Raw genomic sequence first — 21,435 nt, forward strand, 5'->3', positions numbered from 1 at the left:
ATTTTTTTTACGATTTTAAGAAGGTCAATACGATATCGAGCACTTCCTGTGGTCTTTCTTCAAACAAGTAATGTCCGCTGTCCATAATCCCAACGACCTTAAGGTCAGTTGCAACAAAAGGCAGTCCGTAATTCATATAATTGTAGCTGATGTAGCTTCCAATTCCTAAAACCGGCATCGTCAAATGTGGATAATGTTTGGAATCCTCAATATCCTGCTGAAAAGTCTGATACCACGCGTTGGACGCTCGGATGCTTTCTTTATCATTGTAAGCTGCTGCATAAACCGCTCTTTCAAGTTCGGTCATTTTGCTTTCGTCAATCATCACATAATTAAAAAGCCATTCCTGCAGCAAATGAAACCTGCCTTCCAACAATTGCTCGGGCAAACCTTTTACCTGATTAAATCCCATCCACCAGGCATAAGGCATTTCGCCGTCCATTTTTTCATTGAAAGTTCCGGAAGAGGGTATGAGTGGCATTTGGTACATTCCTTCACTTGGATGTGAGCCATCCAGAACGATTAATTTTTCCGTGGATTCAGGGAAGTTAAAGGCGAAACTCATGGCAACCATCCCTCCAATGTCGTGGCCCATCAAGCTGACTTTTTCAAGACCTAATTGTAAAACCAGCTGATGAATATCTGCAGCCATTGTTTTTTTATCATAACCTGACTGCGGTTTTTCTGATGTTCCCATGCCTCTCAGGTCAACTATAATAACACGGTATTCTTTTGCAAGCTGCATCGCAACGGGTTGTAGTGAATACCACGTCTGTGGCCATCCGGGCAGGCAGATGAGTGGTTTGCCAGTTCCACCTTCAACATAATGTAGTCTAATACCATTTACAGTGGTGTATTTGTTTTCGAAGCCGGGGAGATGCTTGATCAGTTCGTCATCAGCATACTTTTCTCCTTTACTATTTGAATTTTCGTTCATGTCGATTTTTATTTGACACAAAGATAAATCGTCTTTTTGTACATAAATCTACCATCTGGTAGTAAATACTTTATCTGATGTTTTTTCGTATTCTGCTCAGAGCATTGGGCGTTATCCCTAAAACACTTGCCAACTGTTTGACCGGTATCTTTTTTAACATCTCTGTGTTGTTCATGAATTCCAGATATCTTTCTTCCGCAGTAAGGGTCTGAAACTTCAGGATCTGATCGATCATTCGAACTGATGTTTCTTCCCATATCTTCCTGCTGAATTCCTGCCATACAGGTACGTGCGCATAAAGAAATTCCATATCTTTTCTATCGATCACGACGAGTTCTGTATCTTCCACAGCGCTGATGTTAAACCTTGTTGGTTTCTGTGGGTTAAGGCTCGAAATTTCAGTGAAAAATTCATCTTCAAAAACGACCCATGTTGTATTTTCACCGTTCTCGCCTTCATAATAGAAACGCAGTCCTCCTGAAATAATAAAAAAATACTGTTGGGCGATCTGTCCTTTTTTTAGGACGAGTGTTCCTTTGCTAACGTTTTTTCTCCTGCATTTAGAGAGCACAATTTTCAGTTCGGTTTCGTCAATACCGACCATTGTTTTAATAAATTTTACAAATTTCTCCATTAATTTTTTCAATAAATCATTTTTTAAACGCATGGGACTGACTTAAGTTTTTTTTTGAAAAGAAATGATATGATCTTCCATGACATTCTTTAAATCCCGGTGTGATTCATACATTAAAGACCCTCGCACAAAGATAATTTACAAAATAAACATAATAAATTTTCATTTTTAACATTTTTACTGTCTACTTTGCTACTGAATAATATTCTTTATAATTATGTCACTGTTTTTTTTTATTGGTTTCATTATTACTTTATCAGGAAATGAAAAAGATTTTTGTGGTCGAAGATGACATATGAATAAGGCAAGTAGTTGAGATGATCTTTTCTTCTGATTATGATGTGAAATCTTTTTCGACCCTAAGCGAATTTACGAAACGAGATGCCAATATAGATCCAGATCTCTATATATTTGATGTTAAGCTTCCTGATGGATCTGAAATAGACCTCTGTGCGGATATTAAAAACAATAACCATGGAAAAGATCTTCCGGTGATTATGATGAGCGCTAACGCAAAGAACTGATGCACTCTAATGACAGACACGCAAACTTAAATTATTTAATTGAAGAAGAAGGTAATTTGATCTCAATTAAATGATTAGATTTGCAAAAACTATTGTGTCCATGGATGTTCTTAAAAGAAATAATGTTACTATAAAGGGAATGGGAGAGGACATTATTTTCTTTGCCCATGGTTTTGGCTGTGACCAAAATATGTGGCGTTACGTAGCACCTGCCTTTCAGGAAAAATATACGACCGTTCTTTTCGATCATGTGGGTGCCGGTAATTCCGACCTTTCTGCGTATTCTTTTGTAAAATATGATCAACTTGAAGGATATGCTGAAGATATTGTTGAAATTGCAAGAGAACTGAAGGTTTCTAACGCTGTTTTTGTAGGGCATTCGGTCAGTGCATTAATTGGTCTTATGGCAGCAAAGATGGCGCCTGATTTATTTACAAGGCTGGTGCTGGTTTCACCGTCACCATCCTACATCAACGATAAAGATTATATAGGGGGCTTCAGCAGGACTGAAATTGATGAACTGCTTGAATCACTGAACGACAATCATTTGGGCTGGTCAGCGACAATGGCACCTGTGATCATGGGCAATCCTGAACGGAAAGAACTAGGAGAGGAACTGACCAGCAGTTTTTGTAAAACCGATCCGGAAATAGCAAAACATTTTGCCAGAACAACTTTTTTAACGGACAAACGTCATATACTGACGGATACAAAAGTTCCTGTCCTTATTCTCCAATGCCGTGATGACGTAATTGCTCCGGTAGAAGTAGGCCATTATATGCATAAACATATGGATGGGAGCAAGCTGGTTATCATGAATGCAACAGGCCATTGCCCCAATTTGAGTGCTCCGGAAGAAACGATTTCAAAAATTAGAGATTTTTTAAATGACTGATAAACATTACCCCGATCTTTCAGAGGATTTTGACGATTTTTTTGAATCGTCATTGTGCGGATTTGTCATTACTGACGGTAGTGGAAAGATTACAAGAATGAACCAATGCGCAGCAAACTGGCTGCATGGCACTCCCGACCATTATACAGGCAAGCGTTTCTCAGACATTCTTTCAATAGGGAGCAAAATCTATTTTGAAACACATCTCTGGCCGATGCTTCGTGTACAGGGGAAATTTGATGAGGTGTCTGTTGAACTGACCGATACAGGTAAAGGAAAGCTTCCTGTATATGTCAATGGCTATGAGAGAAAAGATCAAAATAATAAACCCGTTTTTATGCGTTTTACCTTATTTAAGGCCACTGACAGGCGCCTATATGAGGAAAATCTTAAGATGTCCAAAAAACTTATGGAAACAAACTTAAAGAGCGAACAGGAACAGGCCTTAATTCGTGAACAATTTATTGCTGTCCTCGGTCACGATCTGCGAAACCCTCTTGGCGCGGTGATGAGTGCTGCTCAGTTATTGAACAGGTCTGAACTGAGTGACCGGGATAAAAAGTTAATGAATATCATACAATCAAGCTCTAAAAGAATGTATGAAATGATCAGCAATATTATGGACCTGGCTCGTGGCAGGCTGGGAGGGGGGATCTCTATCAATCCGGTAATGGTTGACTTGTCATTGCTGCTCGATGAGGTCAGCAATGAATTAAAAGTTTCATTTCCAGACAGAACTATTGAATCTCATTTTAATATTAAGAATCAGGTAAAATGCGACCCAGGCCGTATTTCGCAATTGGTCTCTAATTTATTGGCAAATGCCATAACACATGGCTTCTCAGATTCTCCAATCATACTCAATGCTGATGCTACTGATGAATTCTGGCAGATTTCGGTTATCAATGGTGGTCAGAAAATAGAACAAGAAGCAATAAAGAATATTTTTAACCCTTTTCACAGGGTCGGCACAGAATCTAATCAAAACGGACTGGGGCTGGGACTATACATCGCATCAGAAATATCAAAAGCACATAACGGCGATCTATCCGTCACTTCAGACGATGATAAAACATGTTTTTCTTTAAGGGTTAGATCGTAAGTATCTATATTTGTTACAGACATGACTTCATGAGTTGACTTGTGCTTTCTCTGCTTATTTAGATTAGGATTGCTCTATATTGTCACATTATTACTAGGATCTTGTTTTATCAGTTATATTGAGCAAAACACCTGCATGGAAAAAAAGAGGTGAATTATTTCTTGTAATCCGCTAAGATGTGATAATCTCTTTTAAATAAAAAAACAATAAATGGCTATGCATCCCGAAACCATTAGGAGTACGGCTGTCCGCATCCCAGGAAAATAATAGCTTCCTGTAGTTTTGAAATAGAGTTAGGCATGTCAGTATACGACTGCATAGAAAAATTCTCTTTTGTTTCAAAAGTAGATAGAATTTAGTAGAGTAAATAGCAAAATCAACAAAAATAAAGTAATAAAACCGTTGGAATATTGAAAAAATTATGCATCTTGGTAAGTTTAAAAGATTCCCGAAAATTGATATCATGATTTTCTATGTTGTTTATTGACTTTTTTTGATGATCCTGACACGAATACATACTTTTACCTTTTCTGGTAGCTCATTATGTAGCGTCCTTTTCAGGCATAGGTTGAATTTTAAACGTTAATTTGATATTTGCTGTAAAGAAATTTTACTGACTTTACTTAACTTTAATGACGACCTTTCCCTTAGAACGCCCACTTTCAACATATTGAAGGGCATCACTGGTCTGTTCAAAAGTGTAGATTTTATCGATTACAGGTTTGATGATATCGGCTTCAATAAGTTTTGCGATGTTTTCCAATTGATTTCCGCTGGCTTTCATAAAGAGAAAAGAGTAGTCGATATTTCGCTTTTTGGCTTTCCTTCTGATGCTGAAACTAAGCAACGACATCACAATCTTTAAATACCAAGGCAATCCCATTTCTTTGGCAAAATCCGGAGTTGGCGGACCTGAAATAGAAATCACCTGACCGTTTGGTTTAAGAATGTTGATTGATTTTTGTAATGTCTTATTATCCTGACTGTTGAGTACGACATCATAATCTTTAAGCAATGTTTCGAAATCCTGCGTTTTGTAATCAATCAAAACATTTGCTCCGAGACTCTTCAATAGTTTAAAACTTTTTTCACTCGCGGACGTTGCTACATTTGCTCCCAGATATTTTGCCAATTGAATCGCTACAGTTCCCACGCCACCTGAACCGGCCTGGATAAAGATTTTTTGTCCCTTATTCAAATTTGCTTTTTCAACCAATGCTTGCAACGCAGTCAGTGCTACCAAAGGAATTGAGGCGGATTCTTCCATCGTCAGGTTTTTTGGTTTAAGGGCGACATCTTTTTCATTAATGGAAATAAATTCCGCAAAAGTTCCGATGTGAAAATCTGAAACTCTTGAATAAATCTCGTCACCCACCTTGAATTTTTTGACATTTTTTCCAACTTGCGTGACGATTCCTGCAACATCGTGTCCTAAGATCAATGGAAATTTGTAAGGTAAAAATAATTTGAATTCGCCCTTTTTGATTTTCGAATCCAAAAGATTGATGCTGGCAGAATGGACTTCTACCAAAACGTCATTGTCACCGACTGTTGGCGCAGGAACATCTGCAAGCTGAAGTCCATCTTTCGTGTAATTGTTGATGAGGAAAGCTTTCATTTTATTAATTTTTTAAAAGTTGATGACTTTGTTTTGGATTGATGATATTAAAGCCAATTTTCGGGAAGAATCTATTAATAAAGCTAAAAATTTTTGCGTCACCTACCCGGATGGTGTAATGGTCTTTTGACAAACCATTGATGAGACCTTCGATCATTTTTTCAGGCGTTATTTTTTTATCTTTTCTTTCTACGGTCATTTCTGTTGCAACAAGTGGTGGAATCAATTCAAAGATTTTCACTTTGCTTCCAATGATCTTTAAATGTTCCCGAAGCGAAATGGTGTAAAATGCCAATGCGGTTTTAGAGGAAGAATAAGTTGCCTCAATTAATGAAGGCGTGATGCTCAATATCGAAGTCGTATTGATGATTGCAGATTCATTTCTGGAGTTTAGCATATCCAAAAAAAGATTATTCAGCCTGATGACACCCATATAATTAACTTCCATTTCGTACGTTGCCCCTTCAAGATGTTTATCATTTGGAATACCGAGATTTGCAGGCGGCACAAGGACGCCTGCATTATTGTATAAAATATCAATTCCTCCTAATGCTTTTACTTGTTCAAAAAGAGATTGAGCATCAGCTTCTTTTCCGGCATCACTTTGTATCGTGACGATAGATGGAAATGCTTTTTTCACCGCATCCAGTTTCGATTGGGTTCTTCCTGTAATGATCACCTTGGCGCCAATTGCTAAAAATTGCTTCGCCGCTTCGAGTCCAATTCCTGACGCGCCACCTGTGATCAAAATGCTTTTTCCTTGTAATTTCATAATAGAAAATTTAAAATTAATGAGGAATCTGCTCTGTGATCGGATTTACCAAATTATGGATGTTTTTCGTATCGCCAACCGGAACTTCGAACTGATTTTGCTCTAAAGCCAAAAACAACTCATCTGCAACTTCAGAAGCAGGAATTCCATTAGCACCACCAATTTCTGCTGAAAATTCTGTATTGACCAATGGCGGATAAACTTCATAAACATTCAATTTGTCATTGTCTGCAAAAGTATCCCGCAATCCTTGGGTGTAACTGTGGAGCGCGGCTTTGCTGGCAGAGTAGGTGGGCAAAAATTTGTTTGATCTGAACACCGCAATCGAAGAAATGTTGACGATTGCCGAATCTTCTTGTTCTAATAATTGTGGCAAAACCAACGAAGTGAAATGAATCACGCTGATGTAATTGGTGTTGATTTCCTCATATGCTTTTTCAGCAGCGTTGTTTTCGCTGTTGCTGAGGTCATTCATAAATGCAGAACCGGCATTGTTGATGATGATATTCAGATTCGGATGATTTGTCTTGAGTTCCTCTGCGATTCGGATTCGGTCTGCTTCCAAAGATAGATCACCTGCGATAGCAACGGCATTATCCAATTCTTTTAAGGCATTTTGAAGACGCGCTTCATTTCTTCCATTAATGATGATTTGATTGCCTGTATCACTTAGTTTTTTGGCAATTGCCAATCCAATTCCGGCACTTCCGCCACTGATGAATATGGTATTTCCTGTCGTTTTCATTTTAATATTTAAAAATTTGGTTGAAAATTATTCTGATAAAAATGAATAATCTGTGTAGCCTTTTTCGCCAGGTGTGTAAAATGTGCTTTGGTCGGGAGCGTTGAGAGGAGCATTAGTTTTGAATCGCTCTACCAGATCCGGATTTGCCAGGAAAGGAACACCGAAAGATACAAGGTCGGCATCGCCGTCATTCAGTACTTTGGTAGCTGTTTCTTTGTTGAATCCTCTGTTGATGATGATGGTACCGTTGTAGATTTTGCGGAAATGTTTTGCAACTTCCTGTATCGCGTTTGGATTATTTGAAACATCCGTAAATGGCTCAATGAGGTGGATGTAGGCTAAACCATATTCGTTTAATTTAGTAACTACATAATTATAAAATTCAATGGTTTCGTCATCTACGGAGATTCCCATAATGCCATTTAAAGAAGGATTCAGGCGGATTCCTACACGGCTAAGATTTACTACATTTTTCAATTCATCCAAAATCTCGAATAGGATTCTTGCACGATTTTCTATCGAACCACCATATTCATCCTCACGCAGATTGCTGTTTTTGCTGAAGAATTGCTGTAGCAGATAGCCATTCGCACCGTGTAATTCCACACCATCAAAACCAGCTTCGAAAGCATTGATTGCACCTTGTTTGAAATCTGACACCGTTTGTTTGATGTCATCAATGCTCATCGCTCTTGAACTTTCACTTTTTTTGAATCCGGTAGGAGTGAAGACTTCCACATTCGGGTTGTACGCAGATGGTGCTAAAGGAGCGTTGCCATTGTGATGGTTGGGATGTGAATTGGCGCCCGTATGCCAAAGTTGAGCAAAGATTTTACCTCCTTTCTCGTGAACTGCTGAGGTGGTGAGTTTCCATCCTTCAATTTGTGCCTGGCTGTAAATGCCCGGAACGTTGATAACACCAACTGCTTCTTCACTGATGACAGTTCCTTCTGAAATAATAAGACCTGCTGATGCACGTTGGCTGTAATATTTTGCATTCAATTCTGTGGCGGTGTGTTCTGGATTGTCGGAACGGCTACGGGTCAGCGGCGCCATTACCATTCTGTTTTTTAGTTCTAAATCGTTGAGTTGAAAAGGCTCAAATAATGATGTTGTATGACTCATAATTTTGTTGTTTTTAAATTTTATTTATGATTAATTGTGATTAAAATATACTTTTTAGTTTATTTTTAATTAAAAAAAATTAAATCGCGTATTGTTCTAATTCTGCTTTTAGATTTTTGATGAGTGATTGCATCGGTTTCATCGTGTCCATCGTTCGGCACATTACAATACCGCCTTCTACAGATGCCACAAGTTTGAATGCAAAAACAACAGGGTCGAGTTTGGTAGAATATTCGCCGTTCGCAATGCCTTCTCGCAAAATAGAGCTAAGTCCTTCTTGCCCGACTCTGAACAATGTTGCAACCTTTTGCTTGATGACCGGGAAATTGTCATCTACTTCCACGGCTGTGTTGAAAATTGGACAACCTCCTGAAATGTAAGTGTTTATTGGGTCTTTGTAGAAATCCAAGAAGGCTGATATTTTCGCTTTGGTTGTTTTAGCATTTGAAACTGCCAAATGCATTTTGTCAGACACTTTCTTTAGCATCAATTCAATCACTTGCTCGGTAAGGTCATCTTTATTTTCGAAGTGACCGTAGAGACAACCTTTGGTCAGTTTTGTTTCATCCAACACATTGTCAATGTTCACGCCAGAGATACCCTTCTTGTTATACAGAGGCACAGCGGTTTCCAGAATAAATTGCTTTGTTTTTTCTGCTTTGGTCAACATTGGTTTTGAATTATAATGCAAATATACTAAAAAGTATATTATGCAGTCATTTTTTATTTTTCATTGTTGTATTTTTAATTGAATTTTTTGATAACCATAAAACTGAAATTAAAACCATTGACTTTGTTATCTATATAAAATAAAAATCTGTGGATTAAAATTGTAATAATGAGAAACTCAAACTAGTCTATGAACCATGCAAAGGTGCTTGAACTCATAAAATGCTAACTGCAATTAATAAATTTATAATATAAACATCTGCACCAGATCAAATCTGCAATGATCACTCAAAAAGTTTCAAAAGCCACTATTTTGATCTGTGAGCTAATCAGTATCTCAAAATTAATTAGTTCGTTGAAGCGGATTTTTTCACTCCGCATGAAATATTAGCATACCCATCATTCTATGACTTACTATAATTTGCCAAAACTACCAATGCAGATCAATATCAATATTTTCTATAGCTTTTACTAAAGCATGTCTTTTCGAAGTATGCTTTCAATATACTTGGAATATTCCAGTCGTTCATAGGCGCTTCATTATTCATTATATGGCAAAATATCTCATTAATCTCGTAAAATGGCACTCAGATATCAAATAATGCCGAAAAACGATAGTTTACTCGGCATTATTTTTTTAGATAGCAACAGATGTTCAGAATAACGACCTCTAAGTTTTATCATCGTATCAGTTCCAGGTGATCATTGCCTTGCTTTGAGGAAGTAGTTTATATAATATTAAATATATTCCTAACCTCAGTCACATCAGAATATGATGCGGTTGTCTGATAAAAGGATAGTCTGTACCTTCAAAGGCAACCAAATGGCCGTTGTCATAGAACCTCAGTTTGTAATTTTCAATAGGCTCCATTTTTAATCTTTTAGCACACAAAATAGTTGTGTAGGTGTCCCATTGCTTGTGTGTTCCTTGACGCTCCAAAAATAAAGCCTTTGCATAATCTTCTCTTTTTGTAAGCGAAAATTTTTACTTGTCTTTAAAATTATTGTAATTATCGGTCCTCTGCATCCTGCGCCTTCGTGGGATGGAAATAATTACTTATCGTTATTTAACACATACTGTGCGAACAGAATGCATATCGAATATCTTTTCATTTGAATAAACTGCTGGTTTACTAAAATAAATCCATCACTTCCATTCTTCGGTCTCGAAAATTTTCAAACTCAACTTACAAATTTAATTTTCCACTCATCAATTAACAGTTTCAGCTATTCTGCTTCAGAGTTTAAAGTTTAAGGGGTGATGTCATTATAATCTGGAAGAAGCTCACTGTCAATCTCTTCTTCAATGCCGCCAAATACTTAATCACAGTTTTAAAGTGTATGTTTTTATTCTCGGAAACACTGTAAACTGAAGTTTATACTCTATTAAATATTTAGATTCAATTTTCTGTCTATCATTTCATTAATACTGTTAATATGATTATGTTATTGTTTAATTTATTGATTTTATCGGTACTTTAGTAGTATATAAAGATAATTTGTGGAAGAAGATGACATAAGAATGCGGAAAATAGTTGAAATAATCCTCCTTCTGATGTGAGATGAAATCCCTCCGGCCGTAATGTACTGTACGGTCCGAGATGCCAATTATATCCAGATCTTATTTGATTGGACGGTTAATATAGTACCCAAAGAATTTACAAATAGAATAATAATTAGATTTTGAAAATTATAATTATTCTGGAACGGTCTTTGTAAAATAATTGGAATCAATCAATAAATAACAAATTATGAGCCACAATGCATGTATCGAGGCTATGAATGACCTCATTAAGATCAACAACGACAGAATCGAAGGCTATGAAAAAGCCATTGAAGAATTGCAAGACGGCGAAAATAGCGATCTGAAATCACTGTTCTCCGAAATGATAAGTGAGAGCAGGACATACAAATCTGAGCTTGAAAGGAAAATAATATCCTATGGAGGATCTACTGACGGTGGAACAACTACTTCGGGGAAATTGTACCGTGCGTGGATGGATGTAAGAGCTGCTTTTTCCGGCGGCAATCGGATTTCTGTTCTCAGTAATTGCGAGGCAGGGGAAGATGCTGCTCAAAAAGCTTACAAGTCTGCCATTGAAGATGCAGATGTGATGGAAGAAACTAAAGTGCTTCTCCGAGACCAACAGCAGTCACTTCGTTCCTCCCATGATAAGATCAAAGCCCTTCGTGATAATGCGAAACAGCAATAAAAATTATAAAAGGCCGTCCATATCAATGTGAGACGGCTTTTTTGTCTTTCAGATCCCATGCATTGGCAATCTGTGTTTTTGCTAAAACACAGATTGGTTATAGAAAATTTCGCAAATGGAGTCTTAGACTACATTTACTATACGGCTCTTCGTCTGCTCCTGTGGAGAACAAGGGAAGGGAGATTTTAAAGCACTTTCAGCAGGTCAAATCCACTCACCACTCAATGAAAAGACTATTTCATTAGGTTATAGAGCAAATGACGTTTTGGCTACGACGGTTTGATTTAGGTGCGATTCAGACTTTTCAAAAGAAAGCCAAAACAATCGCCTTGGAATTTATTTCAATTGAGGTAGAAGCCGAAAAAAGAACTAAGGCGACACGGCCATCCTCTGGTCCAAAATAACCATTTTTCTTCGATCATCTTTAGCGTTGTAGCCAGAGATCAAACGCAGCTGTTTCCCCTCGTACCTTTCATATACCGACTGGGAATTGATAAAAGAAATTCTTTCTATTGAATAAATTTCCTTTGGAATATTGCCTCCAAACCACACTTCATCAGGTTTCTGCTTCCAGGTTACTTCGTTTAAGATAGCATTTTCAGGATAATGAGAATCCGAATGATGTTGGGCATAATCAAAAGCAATATCATTGCCGTAAAGCGTTGACATAGTGCTATCTTTAGGTTGTATGGAAGTTGTGATAGGCTTCATCAGAAGAGGATTTTCCTTTAATTCGTCGTTTTCCTGAATTGATGCCGAAAAGTTCAGTGTATTTTTATGATGTTCTTCGCATGAAACTATCATTAAAAAACAAAACAAGGCTTTACTGATATTTTTCATTTCTGGATCTTTTTAAGTTGGGAAATTAAATAAATAGGCGAGGTGAATACGTGGTCCTGCTGCTCCATGGGTTTGTGACATTCTATGCATTCTTTATCAAAATCCGGAGAATTTCCATAGGGCTTCAAATCATTTCCTTTCCATCGTCCCCAGCCCCATCCTTTAGAGCTGGCGTATTTTTTTATATCTTTTACCATAAATTCTACCTGAATGAATTCTCCTGTCCTGATGTTGCCATCTTTCTGTATCTGCTGTTTCCACGCTGTTTTTGCAAAAACAGTTCCGTCGGGCCAGGGGTTTGTTTGTTTTTCCCGAATGGCTTTCACGGCCATCTCGTTACCGAATATGATACGCATGGTGCCATTGTCAAAGCGGTCGGTCGTACTAATTGCTTTCCAGTTTCTGTAATCCGGAATATACTGCAATCCGTTGGGTGACGGCTTTACTGACGAATGTTTTAGTTGTCCGTTCATCCATTCATTATATTGTCTCTCAGCTGAACTGATCTGTGAACTGTCAGTAATTTTTCTTTGGGACAGTGTTAGAGCATAATTCGTTAAAATATTAATCTCGCTTTGATTCAGCTTTGCATAAGAATGAACTGCAGCATAACTAGGAATCGGCATTTCGTCAGATAAAATCTTATTAATGGAATAGAAGATCGTAGCACTTTGTTGAGCTTTTGGCAAGGAAGCCCATTTTGAGAAATCCAAAGCTTTCCGTCCTTCTTTTATGTGAGAGGCAACCAGAAAATTGGCCGGCGTCAGTTGATCATACCATCGTAGATTAACTTCTGACGAATGGCAGTCGAAGCAGGATGATCTTAAAATAGAAGTGACCTGCTTGGGAACATTCACAAGATCCGGACTTTTTGTTCCGTGATCGATTCCTTTCGGGCGGAAAAATTGCAGTCCGATAAAGATCGCTAACAGAATCAGCAATAGTTTATTTTTGTTTTTCATCAGAAAAAGATTATATATTAAATATAAACCAAAGTTATGTGTAATCAGAACATTACATCCGGAATATATGGGTGAAAGGGAATAAAATCACTACGAAAAGGAATATCAGCCTGTAAATAAATCATTACTTTTGAAATATATAAGAGTTTAATGATCATACGATGAAGAAATTCAAACTTTACACTATTACTTTTTTGGCGGTCGGCTTTGTTATTTTGCTTATTAGTTTTCTTTCTTTTCAATATCTATACAAGTCTTCCAGGCAGGAACTTTTCAACGGTAAATTGGAAGCAGGAAAAAGAGAATCGAGGGAGATTGGGAAATTGTTGGAACTGCAGCTCAAAAGTGGTCTTTCGAAACAAAAGGTCATTCAGAACCTTCAGAACAGCATTGTTAATACAGATACCGAGAGTGGTTTTATCTGTATGTATGATCAGACAGGTATTGAGCTCTGCCATCCAGATCCTGCGCTGGTAGGACAGGTTATTAATAAAAGTAATTCAGATTTTATTTCCGGTGAGACCACTTCAGATTTTATTGATGTTCTGAATTCGGGAAAAGAAAATACAGGTATCCGTAATTTCAGTAAGACTTCCAATCGTTCTTCCGAGATTGTAAGCGTCTCTCCGGTAGCGGGAAGTGACTGGATGCTTGCTTCCCATATCAATACCAGAGTGATTGGGCAGGAGATATCCGATCTATATCTTCGATTTCTGCTTATTTTTTTATTGGCGACATTAATTATATTAGGAAGTAGCTTCTTCTTGATCCGGATGATCTATAAAAAATATGAAAGCTATAAAGAGCGCCAAGTTAATGATCTTAATAATGAAGTTAATGCGCTTACAGCGATGAATAACCAACTGAATCGAATCCATAGCAACTCGAATGCTGACAAAGATACTGCTGACGAAGCTGCAGAAAATCTTAAGAAAAGGCTCATCACCTATCATAAAGATGAACTGATCTCTCTTGAGGCCACCGAAATCGCATATTTCTTTCTTGAAAATAATATCGTTTATATTAAAACACATTCAGGAAACCAATTTTCTATCAATTCAAGCCTGGACGAATTGGCAAGAATGTTAGATCAATTTAAATTTTACAGAGCAAACCGCCAATACATTGTTAACATCAGTGCTATAAGCAAAATCCTTATTTATGGGAAAAACCAACTTAAAATTATTGTTACTCCAAAAAGTGAAGACGATATTCTGATCAGCAAAAATAGAGTGGCAGAATTCAAAAAATGGCTGGATCAGTGATAGACCTGGAATTTTAGCTCCTCATTTGCGCCTTGTGAGCAATATGTGTAAGCAGAGGTCCGTCGATTTTCTGAATCCAAACATTTCTGAATTGTGAAGATATATTAAGACTGCCAGAACCTTTAATGTACCAGATGTTCCCTCCTGGCTTGCTAAACCAATCGTTGTGGGAGTCCTTTTAAAAAATAGTGCCTTTCAAAGCTCTTGTTACAAGGGTTTACTATCTTTTAATTATCTGATTTCGCAATCTTCCGAAGCCTGAATAATGTTTTTTGAAGGTATTTGAGTAAGGAAACTCTTATAGTTAGCCTAAAAATCATTTTTCTTTGCAAATTTATAAGTTATATTATCCGTCATCTTTGACATAATAACGCATCATTTCTTTTTCCAAAAATCTGACGTGTTTGGAATCTGGCCTCAGTCAGAATAAATCATCTTTTGATGATTGTGGCGTAAAGCGTTTTGATATGGTCGCAGTTTCGCTCGAATCGCGATCGATAACAGGTTGTATAAATAGAATTAATGCCTCTATCGTTAATTTATAGCTGTAAATTAATCGTTTTTAAATAAATATTCCAATATTTTAGAGTTTTTTTGTATTTGTATAACTTCTTCATAATCAGATCTTATCTTATCATGTTTCTCTTCTTAACAGGTATGTTTGCTTCCGTTGAAGCAGATATGATAATAGTTTTGGCTATTATTTCATAATACTAGGGAATCTTGGCACTATATATTTCCTTAATTCTTCAATAACTTCACTTGCTGCTCGCTGACTGTATTTTAAACTAAGAATCACATGGTTTACACCAATGCTTTCTAACAATTCAAGCAATTTTAAAAGCTCATTTCTTCCCATCTTATAACCAAGATGAATAGGTTGTACCGGAGCATCTGGCTGAGTCGATAAGTCAATATATAATGATTGTGAAAATGGTTTGAATTGAGTTCCACAATTTCTTTGAACAGCAGAGCGATATTCTTGTATTATATTTTTCTGTTGTTCTGGGGATCTTGGATAGCTGACCCAACCATGTCCGTTTGTTGCAATCCAATCTAATAATTGTTGACTATGACCGGTAATTAGCAGTGGGACTTCCTGTGTAACTGGTTTTGGAACCATATCTGCTCTGGAGAGTAATCCACCGCTCCACTCAATAGTTTCAAAACTGGTTTTTTGAAATTTCCGGAGCACTTCAAAATACTCACGGAAAATTTCACCCCTCTCATTCATATCGACTCCAAAGGCTGGAAACTCGACTGGTCTGTCTCCTGAAGCCAATCCAAGCAATAGCCTGCCTCCACTTAATTGGTCAATGCTGGTAGCAGCTTTCGCAAGGTGTAATGGATTTCGAATAGGTAAAACAATCGCTCCAGTTGCAAGTGCAATATTTTTTGTTTTGGCAGCAAGAAACCCCAAATAAACAAACGGATCATAAATTTGTCCCAGATCACCAAAATTGGGATCCCTAAGTGGCACATCTCTTATCCACAATGCAGCAAAACCAGCATCTTCAGCTTGTTGTGCTATTTCAATATGGTTTTCCATTGTTGGGGCTTCTCCCTGATAAGCCTCAATAGGGTAAAATAATCCCAGAGTTAATTTATTGGGTTGATAGGTCCTTTTAAATCCAGGTTGTTCAGTAAAAGGCTGTTTTGATAATGACAACATCTATAAGTTGGTTTATTAATTGTTAATTAAAAATTGAGGTGATTGCCCCAATGTGGATGTGCATTTATGCGACGGTCGATATCTTTTAACATTTTAAGCGAACGTTCCAATTTATTGTATACATCACCACCTTCATCCCAACCCGTATAGCCTATATATCCAGTATAACCCATCCGTTTCAATAGCGCGACTACTGCAAAATTATCTAACTCTCCCATGTCTAATGGTTCAATTGTAGCTACTTTAAAAAAACCAAGAGGACTACGTCTTGCTCCTGCTAGGTTGACTTGTTTGATATAAGGCATCCCTTTTTTTAGCAATTGTGATAAATTGTTTCCTTCTCCCATATACCAATTACCACTACTGAAAATCATTCCTAAATTCGGATGATTCATTTTCTCACAAACACGAAGTGCATCACTGTGTTTATCAATCCAATGTTGAATATGAGTGTACAACAAAATTCTAATTCCACGGCGTTCCGCAATCAGAAGTGCCTTTTTTAGCCAAGCCATTACAGGAACATCTCCAGTTTCCTCAGAAGGTCTAATTCCTCGACCCGCTGACTGTATTGCCAACTCAACAGTAGAACCTTCTGGCATAATTTCTAACATCTTCAAAATACCGCTATTTCGAATGTCATGCTCTCCGAGGGACAAGTCTAGAACAATATAAACCCCAGCGACTTCAAGGTCAAATTTTTCTTTTACCGTACCTAAACGCAAAGCTTCCTCCCAATTTCTACCGTCCCAAGCCACCCAATGCATAGCATCATAGCCAACTTCTTTAATAATTTCACAACGGTCTTGAAAGCTATATAGTCCCATGCTGTTATAAAAAGCAAAATCCATTGCATAAAATTTTTGCGGGATGATTGTCATTTTTGTATCCATATTATTAATTATTTTATTTGTGTTACTAAATATTCTGAGATTAATGGTCGTTCGCTGACTGTGTTCCAGACCAATTGCCAACTTTCTTTCAGGAAAATATCGATATTATTATCTTTAGTTTGAGCAACATATCTTACGTTGAAAGTGATTTCAAAAAAGTTCTTTGAAGTTTCTATAATTTCAATATTAGAAAGATGGTGAGCCGTCAATCCGATAAAATTGGTCTTAGCTTCATTATACCATTTATTAAATCCATCGTGTCCGATAAATTCATTATGGTCAGGAATTTGCATTTTCAAATCGCTCGATAAGTATTGTAAGAAAAAACCATTTTCATCTAATTGATCAAAATGCTCAAACCATTTTTTCATAAAGGTTTCTATTTTGTGAGTATTCCCTTTTCGTAATGTTTCAATAAAATCAGATATTTGATTTGCATGATTTTTTGCATTTACTCTAATCTCACTTTTAGAATTTAGCATCCCTTCTACATATACATTTCGGTTAGTATGAATGGATCCGTGATAAATCATTTCCGTCATATAGGCGGTTTGCTGAATTGGCTTTATAAATTCATCAAGAGTAAATTTATTATATCCTAAAGGGGTATACGATTCTGTTGGGCCCCCTAAAGTAACTGACAGAAGGAAGTTTTTTCCTTTCAGTTTGTTGCCACCAACTCCATAAGCAAAACCAAAAGTCAAGACTTTGTCAATCCATTGTTTTAGGGCTGCGGGGGAACTATACCAATAAAAGGGATATTGAAAAATAATAATATCTGCAGACAACAATGCATTCTGCTCTGCTTGTACGTCAATATTAAAGTCTGGATATAATTTTTCTAAATGCCTTATTTCAATATTTTTAACATCTTCCTGAAGATGTCTTATAATATTTTTATTCGCTACAGATTGCTCTAAATCAGGATGTGATAATACGATAAGTGTTTTCATTTTTTTAATTTGATTTAATTAATTGCTTGTACATACATATATCATGGTTTAAAAAAATACTAGAATTTTTTATTCGCTAAATTTATTTTTAATTTAAGGTCATTTACAGAAGCTTCTCCTAAAACAATAGTGTAATCAACACCAAGTTGTTCCCAACATGCATAAACTTTAGGAATAAAAGCCGTTAATTCATTTGTAGTGGTTAAATATATATTTCTACCTTCTTGCCTTCTATTAATAAGTTTTCGGCTTATTAATTTATCTGCTAAACGGGTTATTGTTGATGCATTTAGACCAATTATTTTAGCGGCATCTCCTGTTGCAACTTCCTTTTTATCATGAATAATCATCAACAAAAATGCATAAGATGGTGTCAGACCTAAAGGCGCAAAATTGATTTCTGCAAGCGTATTGATTTCCCTAAACAATTGCCCTGAAGAGAAATATAAACAGTTTTCTAAAAGTTCCTTAATGTCTTTCATGATGCAAAGATATTAAAAATGCGTGTACATACAAGTTATTTTATCGTTTTGTTTTATTCTTTATAATATATTAACTATATATTTCAACTTTGTGAAATAAATGATCACTTGTAGGCTTCAAATTTTTAGGGCAAAGTCTTTTCTTTGATGAGCATTTCTTTTTCATGTAATCCATCTCCTGAAATCAGATGTTCTTTTACGGCTAATTCTTTATTACGATTCATATGAGCATCTGCAGTTTCCTGCATTTCTTTGGGTGATAATTGACTCATTTTTTGCATTTCTTTGTGAAGTAGTAGTAACATTGTTTCGTTATAAATTTGTTTTAAAGCTTTGTTAAAGACATTTGAATAGTACAATTTTGGACATTTTTTGATTTTTTTAAGAACTTTTTTCAAAGCCTGTATTAAACAAATTAATATATTCATGCATAAAGCATTAGAATAAGAGCATTTTCAGTACTTTTATTACTTATTTTGAATAGTATTCTTTGTTAGGACACAGTCCATTAATAGATCTGATTCTTCTAAATAGAAGCATTTCAAAATATTTCTTAATTTTACAAGCAGCAAGCAGATCATATTTTAAAAACGATGAGTCCATATGACGCTGCCTGATTTTCTATAACAAATATATTCGGTGGTCACTGCTGAAAAAAATCTTTTTAGGTATCCGGGATCAGATTCTTTTTTCATAATTAGCTAAAGATATAGCTTTGATAGTCATTTATTATAAAAATAGTTAATGTTTTGATTTCAGTTTTGATTATTTATTTCGCATTTTTATTTTTGGGACCTACTTTTAAGGTCTGTTGGTAATTTTTTAATATAAAGCGGTGAATGACCATCTTGTCGAGAAATTTGAGAAAGTTTTGGAATTTTATTTTAACGATGATGAGGAATTGCAGAAGGGTTTGCCCACCGTACAGAACCTGGCCGATCAGTTACATATCTCGGCAAGCTACCTGAGTGATATGCTTCGTTCGTTAACAGGGCTTAACACACAACAGCATATTCATAACAGGTTTATTGAGACCGCAAAGGGAATTTTGTCCACCACTGATCTGTCGGTCTCTGAGATCGCCTATCACATGGGGTTTGATTATCCGCAGTCTTTTACCCGTTTATTCAAGAGCAAAACCAATCAGACTCCCCTGGAATTCAGACATTCATTCAATTAGATCATTTATAAAAAGTAATAATGAACCAATTTATCCTGGGTCTTCAGGCACGAAATCTAACGGTTGAGATCCATCACCACTCTGCATACCAGATCGTGCTGTCCAATGATTCTCGTTTTAATTCGACGATCAACGGCGTTTTGTATGAAGGGATTCACGGGTTTCTGATCAAACCGCATGTCAAACATTTTTGTGCGGCAGATAATGGGACCTTGAACGTTTTGAATATTGAGCCTTACTCTACAGTCGGTCTTGAATTATCAGGCAGTTTTAAAGGCAATGAAGACTACATCGTTTTCCATACGCCCGCTGAGACCAATCTGTTATTTAATATTCCTGAAAACAATCTTGATGTCAACATCATCATTGACGCACTGGTCTCTAAATTACCGGCTACCGGCTTTGATGAAAGGGTCACCAAGATTGTGGAGTATATCAAAAACCATTATTTCAGATCGGATATCACGCCACAGACCTTTGCGGATATCGTTTTTCTGTCTCCGTCACGTCTGGCCTCTCTTTTTAAGCAGCAGACCGGCAGCAGCCTTTCAAAATACCTTTTATGGACGAGACTGCGACAGGCAATCTACCTCACGCTAACCGATAAAGAGAGAAGTCTCACCGATATTGCTTATGATACCGGTTTCTATGACCTTCCCCAACTCAACAAATACATGTATGAGATGTTCGGAATGCCGCCCAAAGCTTTGAAATACAGCAGCGATCTCATACAGATTTACTGAAATTATAAATACATCCTCGTATAAGGGTATTGACAATAGTGTTGATACCCTTTTTTATTGCTGGAATTTATACGGCTCATTTGTTAAAACAGTGATTTGATACAAGTTTATGCATCTCATTCTCTGCAAATTTGTCTTATCAAAATGAACAAATAAAAATTGAAATCATGAAAGCAATAGCCTATCAACAATTCGGGACCACAGAAGTATTACAAATGCTGGAACAACCAAAACCTGCCATAACATCTGATCAGGTACTGGTTAAAATAAAAGCATTCTCCATCAACCCCATGGACTGGAAGATCAGAAAAGGGGAGATGAAGCTGATGTCAGGTTCCAGATTCCCCAAGAATACGGGAGCTGATTTTGCAGGGATCATTGAAAAGACAGGATCGTCTGCTACTGGTCATAGCGTCGGAGACAAAGTATTTGGTGTGGTGAAAAACCTCATGAAAGAAGGAGCATCAGCAGAATATGTTGCCGTTCCGGCATCTTTGATCTGGAAAAAGCCTGAAGCATTGAGCTTTGCACAGGCAGCTTCTCTTCCTGTTGTCGGGACGGCCGCCGTAACCGCTGTTGAAAAAATGGGAAAAGTAAATCCTGAGAGCAGGATTCTTATTAATGGTGCTACTGGTGGATTCGGAATGATCCTGCTTCAGTTGCTTAAGCAACGAGGAGCTCATATCACTGCGGTAACCAGTACTAAAGGAGCAGAATATGCGAAAAAATGGGAAGCCGCTGAAGTGATCGATTATACCAAAGGCCATATGCTTTCACAAAAAAATACCTACGATATTGTCGTTGACCTGTCTGGCAAAATGGGATATACCACTGCGAAAAAAATGATGAAGCCCAAATCCATATTTATTAACCCTACGCCGCAACCTGTGGAAATTCCTCTGGCGCTTTTAGCAAATCTTTTTACCTCAAAAAAGCATATAGTGCTTCTTTCAAATTCGGAATCCCGGTACACGGAAGTTTTGCTGGATGCAGTAAGCAAAGGCCTTGATATCGTGATCAATACAGTATTTCCTTTTACGCAGTTTCGTGAAGCCTATCAATATGCAGAACAAGGCGGATATGTGGGGAAAGTCGTTATGGAGATTAGCGATAATGCATAATCGACGTAATTAAATACACCAAAACAGTGATCTGATACAAGTTGTAAGATACTGATTATCGCAACTTTGTCATATCAATAATCAATTAAA

The 21,435-nt window shown here is 36.9% G+C and carries 22 protein-coding genes; 8 read left to right on the plus strand and 14 right to left on the minus strand.

The features are described 5' to 3' along the window. Positions 1-7: 7 nt before the first annotated feature. Positions 8-937, minus strand: coding sequence for an alpha/beta fold hydrolase (locus tag BLT04_RS14310; RefSeq protein ID WP_089756483.1), 930 nt, complete (start codon positions 935-937; stop codon positions 8-10). Positions 938-1,007: 70 nt separating this feature from the next. Continuing rightward, positions 1,008-1,604, minus strand: a complete 597-nt coding sequence (locus tag BLT04_RS14315; RefSeq protein ID WP_228421970.1) for a Crp/Fnr family transcriptional regulator — start codon at positions 1,602-1,604, stop codon at positions 1,008-1,010. Positions 1,605-1,888: 284 nt separating this feature from the next. On the opposite strand from BLT04_RS14315, the gene BLT04_RS19180 reads away from it, so the two are divergent. From BLT04_RS19180 to BLT04_RS14330, 3 genes are all read left to right on the plus strand, one after another. Next, positions 1,889-2,095, plus strand: a complete 207-nt coding sequence (locus BLT04_RS19180) for a response regulator (protein WP_089756484.1) — start codon at positions 1,889-1,891, stop codon at positions 2,093-2,095. 139 nt (positions 2,096-2,234) lie between these two features. Further along, the gene (locus BLT04_RS14325; protein ID WP_228421999.1) at positions 2,235-2,990 is read left to right on the plus strand and encodes an alpha/beta fold hydrolase; all 756 of its coding nucleotides are present in this window, start codon (positions 2,235-2,237) and stop codon (positions 2,988-2,990) included. Then, positions 2,983-4,092, plus strand: a complete 1,110-nt coding sequence (locus tag BLT04_RS14330) for a PAS domain-containing sensor histidine kinase (RefSeq protein ID WP_089756486.1) — start codon at positions 2,983-2,985, stop codon at positions 4,090-4,092. The genes BLT04_RS14325 and BLT04_RS14330 overlap by 8 nt, the downstream gene beginning before the upstream one ends. Before the next feature lie 619 nt (positions 4,093-4,711). Here BLT04_RS14330 and BLT04_RS14335 read toward each other — a convergent pair. The 5 genes from BLT04_RS14335 to BLT04_RS14355 form a co-directional block, all read right to left on the minus strand. After that, a complete protein-coding gene (locus tag BLT04_RS14335; RefSeq protein ID WP_089756487.1) occupies positions 4,712-5,710 on the minus strand; it encodes an NADP-dependent oxidoreductase in 999 nt (332 codons plus the stop codon). A 4-nt stretch (positions 5,711-5,714) separates the two neighbouring features. Further along, the gene (locus BLT04_RS14340) at positions 5,715-6,482 is read right to left on the minus strand and encodes an SDR family oxidoreductase (RefSeq protein WP_089756488.1); all 768 of its coding nucleotides are present in this window, start codon (positions 6,480-6,482) and stop codon (positions 5,715-5,717) included. Positions 6,483-6,498: 16 nt separating this feature from the next. Continuing rightward, positions 6,499-7,227: an SDR family oxidoreductase gene (locus tag BLT04_RS14345; RefSeq protein ID WP_089756489.1), complete on the minus strand. Its 729-nt coding sequence runs from the start codon at positions 7,225-7,227 to the stop codon at positions 6,499-6,501. A 27-nt stretch (positions 7,228-7,254) separates the two neighbouring features. Beyond that, complete coding sequence (locus BLT04_RS14350; protein WP_089756490.1) at positions 7,255-8,352, minus strand: alkene reductase; 1,098 nt, start codon at positions 8,350-8,352, stop codon at positions 7,255-7,257. Between the two features lie 79 nt (positions 8,353-8,431). Next, positions 8,432-9,022, minus strand: coding sequence for a TetR/AcrR family transcriptional regulator (locus BLT04_RS14355; RefSeq protein WP_089756491.1), 591 nt, complete (start codon positions 9,020-9,022; stop codon positions 8,432-8,434). 1,750 nt (positions 9,023-10,772) lie between these two features. Here BLT04_RS14355 and BLT04_RS14360 point away from each other — a divergent pair. Continuing rightward, a complete protein-coding gene (locus BLT04_RS14360; protein ID WP_089756492.1) occupies positions 10,773-11,234 on the plus strand; it encodes a PA2169 family four-helix-bundle protein in 462 nt (153 codons plus the stop codon). Between the two features lie 369 nt (positions 11,235-11,603). Here the strand turns inward: BLT04_RS14360 and BLT04_RS14365 are convergent, their stop codons facing one another. Beyond that, complete coding sequence (locus BLT04_RS14365) at positions 11,604-12,074, minus strand: hypothetical protein (RefSeq protein ID WP_089756493.1); 471 nt, start codon at positions 12,072-12,074, stop codon at positions 11,604-11,606. Then, complete coding sequence (locus BLT04_RS14370; protein WP_089756494.1) at positions 12,071-13,036, minus strand: cytochrome P460 family protein; 966 nt, start codon at positions 13,034-13,036, stop codon at positions 12,071-12,073. Before BLT04_RS14370 ends, BLT04_RS14365 begins: the two co-directional genes overlap by 4 nt. Positions 13,037-13,197: 161 nt before the next feature. On the opposite strand from BLT04_RS14370, the gene BLT04_RS14375 reads away from it, so the two are divergent. Beyond that, positions 13,198-14,301 (plus strand): LytR/AlgR family response regulator transcription factor, encoded by a 1,104-nt coding sequence (locus BLT04_RS14375; RefSeq protein ID WP_089756495.1) that lies wholly within the window; start codon positions 13,198-13,200, stop codon positions 14,299-14,301. A gap of 700 nt (positions 14,302-15,001) precedes the next feature. On the opposite strand, the gene BLT04_RS14380 is transcribed toward BLT04_RS14375, so the two are convergent. The 5 genes from BLT04_RS14380 to BLT04_RS18950 all read right to left on the minus strand — a co-directional run bounded on the left by BLT04_RS14380 (position 15,002) and on the right by BLT04_RS18950 (position 18,573). Continuing rightward, positions 15,002-15,973, minus strand: a complete 972-nt coding sequence (locus BLT04_RS14380; protein WP_089756496.1) for an LLM class oxidoreductase — start codon at positions 15,971-15,973, stop codon at positions 15,002-15,004. Between the two features lie 26 nt (positions 15,974-15,999). After that, positions 16,000-16,866: a sugar phosphate isomerase/epimerase family protein gene (locus tag BLT04_RS14385; RefSeq protein WP_228421971.1), complete on the minus strand. Its 867-nt coding sequence runs from the start codon at positions 16,864-16,866 to the stop codon at positions 16,000-16,002. An 8-nt stretch (positions 16,867-16,874) separates the two neighbouring features. Continuing rightward, the gene (locus BLT04_RS14390; RefSeq protein WP_089756497.1) at positions 16,875-17,819 is read right to left on the minus strand and encodes an NAD(P)H-dependent oxidoreductase; all 945 of its coding nucleotides are present in this window, start codon (positions 17,817-17,819) and stop codon (positions 16,875-16,877) included. A 59-nt stretch (positions 17,820-17,878) separates the two neighbouring features. Beyond that, a complete protein-coding gene (locus tag BLT04_RS14395; protein ID WP_089756498.1) occupies positions 17,879-18,301 on the minus strand; it encodes a MarR family winged helix-turn-helix transcriptional regulator in 423 nt (140 codons plus the stop codon). Between the two features lie 125 nt (positions 18,302-18,426). Beyond that, positions 18,427-18,573: a hypothetical protein gene (locus tag BLT04_RS18950; protein ID WP_170828487.1), complete on the minus strand. Its 147-nt coding sequence runs from the start codon at positions 18,571-18,573 to the stop codon at positions 18,427-18,429. Between the two features lie 641 nt (positions 18,574-19,214). On the opposite strand from BLT04_RS18950, the gene BLT04_RS14405 reads away from it, so the two are divergent. The 3 genes from BLT04_RS14405 (at position 19,215) to BLT04_RS14415 (ending at position 21,345) form a co-directional block, all read left to right on the plus strand. Continuing rightward, positions 19,215-19,481 (plus strand): helix-turn-helix transcriptional regulator, encoded by a 267-nt coding sequence (locus BLT04_RS14405; protein ID WP_317040699.1) that lies wholly within the window; start codon positions 19,215-19,217, stop codon positions 19,479-19,481. A gap of 20 nt (positions 19,482-19,501) precedes the next feature. Then, on the plus strand, positions 19,502-20,224 hold the full coding sequence (locus BLT04_RS14410) for a helix-turn-helix domain-containing protein (RefSeq protein ID WP_089756501.1): 723 nt from the start codon (positions 19,502-19,504) through the stop codon (positions 20,222-20,224). 167 nt (positions 20,225-20,391) lie between these two features. Further along, positions 20,392-21,345, plus strand: coding sequence for an NADP-dependent oxidoreductase (locus BLT04_RS14415; RefSeq protein ID WP_089756502.1), 954 nt, complete (start codon positions 20,392-20,394; stop codon positions 21,343-21,345). The last annotated feature ends 90 nt before the right edge of the window (positions 21,346-21,435 follow it).

This window comes from Chryseobacterium soldanellicola (genome assembly GCF_900100115.1).
GTDB lineage: Bacteria > Bacteroidota > Bacteroidia > Flavobacteriales > Weeksellaceae > Chryseobacterium > Chryseobacterium soldanellicola.